This is a genomic window from Methylorubrum zatmanii (genome assembly GCF_014845115.1).
Classification (GTDB): domain Bacteria; phylum Pseudomonadota; class Alphaproteobacteria; order Rhizobiales; family Beijerinckiaceae; genus Methylobacterium; species Methylobacterium zatmanii.
Genome location: NZ_NKUI01000342.1, coordinates 1 through 4,282, shown reverse-complemented (window position 1 = coordinate 4,282; position 4,282 = coordinate 1). Strand labels below are relative to the sequence as shown.

The 4,282-nt window shown below is 68.9% G+C and carries 5 protein-coding genes and 1 pseudogene; 5 read left to right on the top strand and 1 reads right to left on the bottom strand.

What is annotated here, in order from left to right:
- Window positions 1-276: ABC transporter permease (locus tag MZTS_RS24565; RefSeq protein WP_484502692.1), on the top strand; the 276-nt coding region annotated here is incomplete at its 5' end.
- Between the two features lie 31 nt (window positions 277-307).
- Here MZTS_RS24565 and MZTS_RS24560 read toward each other — a convergent pair.
- Window positions 308-964: a glutathione S-transferase gene (locus MZTS_RS24560; protein WP_192285936.1), complete on the bottom strand. Its 657-nt coding sequence runs from the start codon at window positions 962-964 to the stop codon at window positions 308-310.
- 168 nt (window positions 965-1,132) lie between these two features.
- Here MZTS_RS24560 and modC point away from each other — a divergent pair, with 168 nt between their 5' ends.
- The 4 genes and pseudogenes from modC to MZTS_RS24540 form a co-directional block, all read left to right on the top strand.
- On the top strand, window positions 1,133-2,227 hold the full coding sequence (gene modC / locus MZTS_RS24555; protein WP_192285934.1) for a molybdenum ABC transporter ATP-binding protein: 1,095 nt from the start codon (window positions 1,133-1,135) through the stop codon (window positions 2,225-2,227).
- 102 nt (window positions 2,228-2,329) lie between these two features.
- Window positions 2,330-2,758 carry a hypothetical protein gene (locus MZTS_RS24550; protein ID WP_192285932.1) on the top strand — a complete coding sequence of 143 codons (429 nt, stop codon included), beginning with the start codon at window positions 2,330-2,332 and terminating at the stop codon, window positions 2,756-2,758.
- Window positions 2,759-3,027: 269 nt separating this feature from the next.
- The gene (gene pdxA / locus MZTS_RS24545; protein WP_192285931.1) at window positions 3,028-4,080 is read left to right on the top strand and encodes a 4-hydroxythreonine-4-phosphate dehydrogenase PdxA; all 1,053 of its coding nucleotides are present in this window, start codon (window positions 3,028-3,030) and stop codon (window positions 4,078-4,080) included.
- Window positions 4,081-4,089: 9 nt separating this feature from the next.
- Window positions 4,090-4,282: pseudogene (locus tag MZTS_RS24540) on the top strand (16S rRNA (adenine(1518)-N(6)/adenine(1519)-N(6))-dimethyltransferase); the annotation flags it as partial.

Sequence of the window (4,282 nt, the reverse complement as noted above, 5' to 3'; positions counted from 1 at the left end):
ACCCTGCCGCTCAGCCTGCCCGGCATCCTCGCCGGGGCCGTGCTCGCCTTCGCCAAGGCGATGGGCGAGTTCGGCGCCACCATCACCTTCGTCTCCAACATTCCCGGCGAGACCCAGACCCTGCCCTCGGCGATCTACACCCTCACCCAGGTGCCGGGCGGGGAGGCGGGGGCGCTGCGCCTCACCCTGATCTCGGTCGCCGTCTCGATGCTGGCGCTGATCGCCTCGGAAGGATTGGCCCGGCTGATGAGCCGGCGGATCGGCCAGGGACGATGAGGGGAAGCCGTGAGGAAACGGCGATGGGGCCTCACGCATAGGCGTAGGGCCCGCCCCGCTCCAGCGCCCGCCGATAGGCCGGCCGGGCATGGATGCGGGCGAGCCACTCCGTCAGGCGGGGGCCGGCGCCGGTGCCGCGGGCGCAAAAAGCCTCCAGGGGAAAGCTCATCTGGATGTCGGCGGCGGTGAAGTCGTCGCCGCAGAAATACGGGCGCTCGGCCAGCTCCGACTCCCAATAGGCGGCGTGGCGGCGCAGCTCCGGATCGACGAAGCCGGCGGTGACTTTGGCCGCGATGGTCCGCACCAGGGGGCGCAGCAAGGCCGGGCTGCCGGGGGCAAGGCGCGAGAACACCAGCTTGAGCAGGAGCGGCGGCATCGCCGAGCCCTCGGCATAGTGCAGGAAATAGCTGTAGCGCTCCCGCTCCGGCGTGCCCGACGGCGGCACCAGGGCGCCCCCGGCGCGGGCGGTGAGGAATTCGACGGTGGCGCCGGTCTCCGCCACCACGTGGCCCTCCGCCTCGATCACCGGCGACTTGCCGAGGGGATGCACCGCCCGCAGCTCCGGCGGCGCCAGCATCGTGGCGGGGTCGCGGGCGTAGCGCTTCACCGTGTAGGCGAGCCCCAGCTCTTCGAGCAGCCACAGCACCCGCTGCGAGCGGCTGTTCTCGAGATGGTGGACGACGATCATCGGCGCTTCCTTGCTGTCCCGCGCCGACAACGCGGCAGATGGCGGTTCGAGCCCCTGCCTCCCCCCTTGCCCGGGCCCCGTGTTTTTTCGAGAACCCCGGAGAACATCGTCGGACAAGCCGGAAACCATCGTTCGGGACGATGCCGGGGACACCGTTCGCGAGGCCGCATGACCATCGACGTCGACGTCGCGCTCCATCGCGAAAAGTTCTCGCTGGAGGTCGCCTTCACGGCGGGCGCCGGGCTCACCGCCCTGTTCGGCCGCTCGGGCTCCGGCAAGACCACGGTGATCGACCTGATCGCCGGTCTGACCATGCCGCAGCGCGGGCGCATCGCCATCGACGGCACGGTGCTGCTCGACACCGCGCGGAATTGGCGGGTGCCGGTGCATCGGCGGCGGATCGGCTGCGTGTTCCAGGAGGCGCGGCTGATGCCGCATCTCACCGTGCGGCAGAACCTGCATTTCGGCCGCGTCTTCGCCCGCGGGACCGGCGGCCCGGATCTCGGCACGGTGGCCGACCTCCTCGGCATCGGCCCGCTGCTGGAGCGGCGCCCGGCCGGGCTGTCGGGGGGCGAGCGGCAGCGGGTGGCGATCGGCCGGGCGCTGCTGGCGCGGCCGCGGCTCCTCCTGATGGACGAGCCGCTCTCGGCCCTCGACGAGACCCGCAAGCGCGAGATCCTGCCCTATCTCGAGCGGCTGCGCGACGAGGCGGGCCTGCCCATCGTCTATGTCAGCCACTCCGTGGCGGAGGTGGCGCGGCTCGCCTCCACGGTGGTGGTGCTGGAGGCCGGCCGCGTCGCGGCGAGCGGCCCGGTCGATGCGGTTCTGCGCCGCTCCGACCTGATCCCCGACGGCGCCGAGGCCGGCAGCGTGCTCGCCATGCGGATCGAGCGCCACGACGCGGCCACGGGGCTGACCCGCCTCACCGGCCCGGCCGGCCCCCTCGACCTGCCGTTGATCGACGCCCCCGTGGGCCGCCGGCTCAACCTGCGGGTTCCCGCCCGCGACGTGCTGCTGGCCCTGGCCCGGCCCGCCTCCTTAAGCGCCCGCAACGTCCTGCCGGGCCAGGTCGCCACCCTGCGGGAGGAGGGGGCCTCCTGCCTAGTCGAGGTCGCCTGCGGCGAGGCCACCCTCGCCGCCCGCCTCACCCGCGCCTCCGCCCGCGACCTCGGGCTCGCGGTCGGACGCCCGGTCTTCGCCATCGTGAAGAGCGTGGCGCTCGATGCCGGGACCGCGCCGGGGGGAGGGCGGATCGAGATTTGAGGCGGAAGATCGTTCGTTTCGGGTTTGCTCGCGAGGGCTGGAACGGGTGAAGTCTGTGTGAAAGCGCGAGCCAGCTGCGCCACCGTAGAACAGTTTTCTACGATGGTTGAGGTGAAGCCGGTCAGAAGGTCAAATCATGACCTCGACCGGGCCAATCTCGCCAGAGCAGGAGATGTATTTTCTGCCGTTATCGATGCCGTCGGCGTTTTCACACGGCTTCGGTGGAAAGAGGACGTTTTCATGATGTGTTCGTCTTCTGCTCAAGGTAATTCAGTCTGTATGGCATCTGTGCAGCCCGTTTCCCTGGAAGGTCGTATTAGCCTCAGTATCGTGTGCGCCTTATCGCTGCCGATCGGCCTATATTTCATATGGATGACATGGATCGGCTTTGAAGCTTATTATACTATTCGCGCTGGCTCTCCTGTTAACGCCAAAATTGAGTCCATCTCAAAATACAAGAATACCTATGAAGGTAAAATTTCATTCAGTTTTGAAAAAAAACGATCATACATACGAATGCTCCGCTCATGAAAAACTTGGGAGCGAAAGCCTACAACTTACATTAGGGCAATCGATCCAAGTCGTGCCTCGAACTGATTGCGATCGTCCTGTGGTTATCAACGCGGTTCGACTGCCGGGCTTTTTCCTTTTCTTCACCCTGGTATATGTCGCAATTCTATGGACGCTCACGAGGGCAATATTCCGAGGGCACTGGTAAGTTCCGCTTTGGGTCGAAAGCAAGCACCGCCCCCTCAGCCATCCCCCCTCTGCGAGCGGCCAAATCGCGCTATAAGCGCCCCATGACGCCCGACGACAGACCGCTTGCCCTCACCCTCGGCGATCCTTCCGGGATCGGGCCGGAGATCGCGCTCGCCGCGTGGCGGCTGCGGGTCGAGCGGGGGGTGCCGCCGTTTCAGCTCATCGGCGATCCCGAATTCCTGGAAGCGACCGCCTACCGGCTCGGCCTGTCGGTGCCGGTGGCCGAGGTCGAGCCCGGCGATGCCGTCGAGGTGTTTCCCCGGGCGCTGCCGGTGCTGCCCCTGCCGAGCGGCGCCAAGGTGACGGCCACGCCCGGCGCACCGGATTCGGCCCAGGCCGGCGCCATCGTCGAGTCGATCACCGCCGCCGTCGATCTGGTCCGCTCCGGGATCGCCTCGGCGATCGTGACCAACCCAATCGCCAAATTCGTGCTGACCAAGGTCGGCTTCGCCCATCCGGGCCATACCGAGTTCCTGGCCGCCCTCGCGGCCGGGCCGGGCCGGGAGCCGCCGCTGCCGGTGATGATGCTGTGGAGCGACACCCTCGCCGTGGTGCCGGTGACGATCCACGTCGCCCTGCGGCGGGTGCCCGACCTGCTGACGCAGGAGCTGGTCGAGCGCACCGCCCGCATCGTCCATGCCGACCTGCGGGCGCGCTTCGGCCTGGACACACCCCGCCTCGTCCTGTCCGGCCTCAACCCGCATGCGGGGGAATCCGGCACCATGGGCACCGAGGACCGGGACGTGCTGGCTCCCGCCGTCGCGGCACTCCGCAGCGAGGGCATCGACATCAGGGGGCCGCTGCCGGCCGACACCCTGTTCCACGCACGCGCCCGGGCGACCTACGACGTGGCGCTGACCCCGACCCACGATCAGGCACTGATCCCGATCAAGACGCTCGCCTTCGACGAGGGCGTGAACGTGACCCTGGGCCTGCCCTTCGTGCGCACCTCGCCCGACCACGGCACCGCCTTCGACATCGCCGGGCAGGGCATCGCCAAGCCCGACAGCCTGATCGCGGCCCTGCGGCTGGCCCACCGGCTCGCGCACCGTCCGGCGGCGGACAACGTCACGCCCTTTCCCGTCCGCGCCTGAACCGCAGCCATGACCACCGAACCCTTGAGCGCCGACGGCCTGCCTCCCCTGCGCGAGGTGGTGCGGCGGCACGGGCTGGAGCCGAAGAAGGCGCTCGGCCAGAACTTCCTGTTCGATCTCAACCTGACGGGCCGCATCGCCCGCGCGGCGGGCGCGCTCGACGGCGTCACGGTGGTGGAGGTCGGGCCCGGGCCCGACCTCC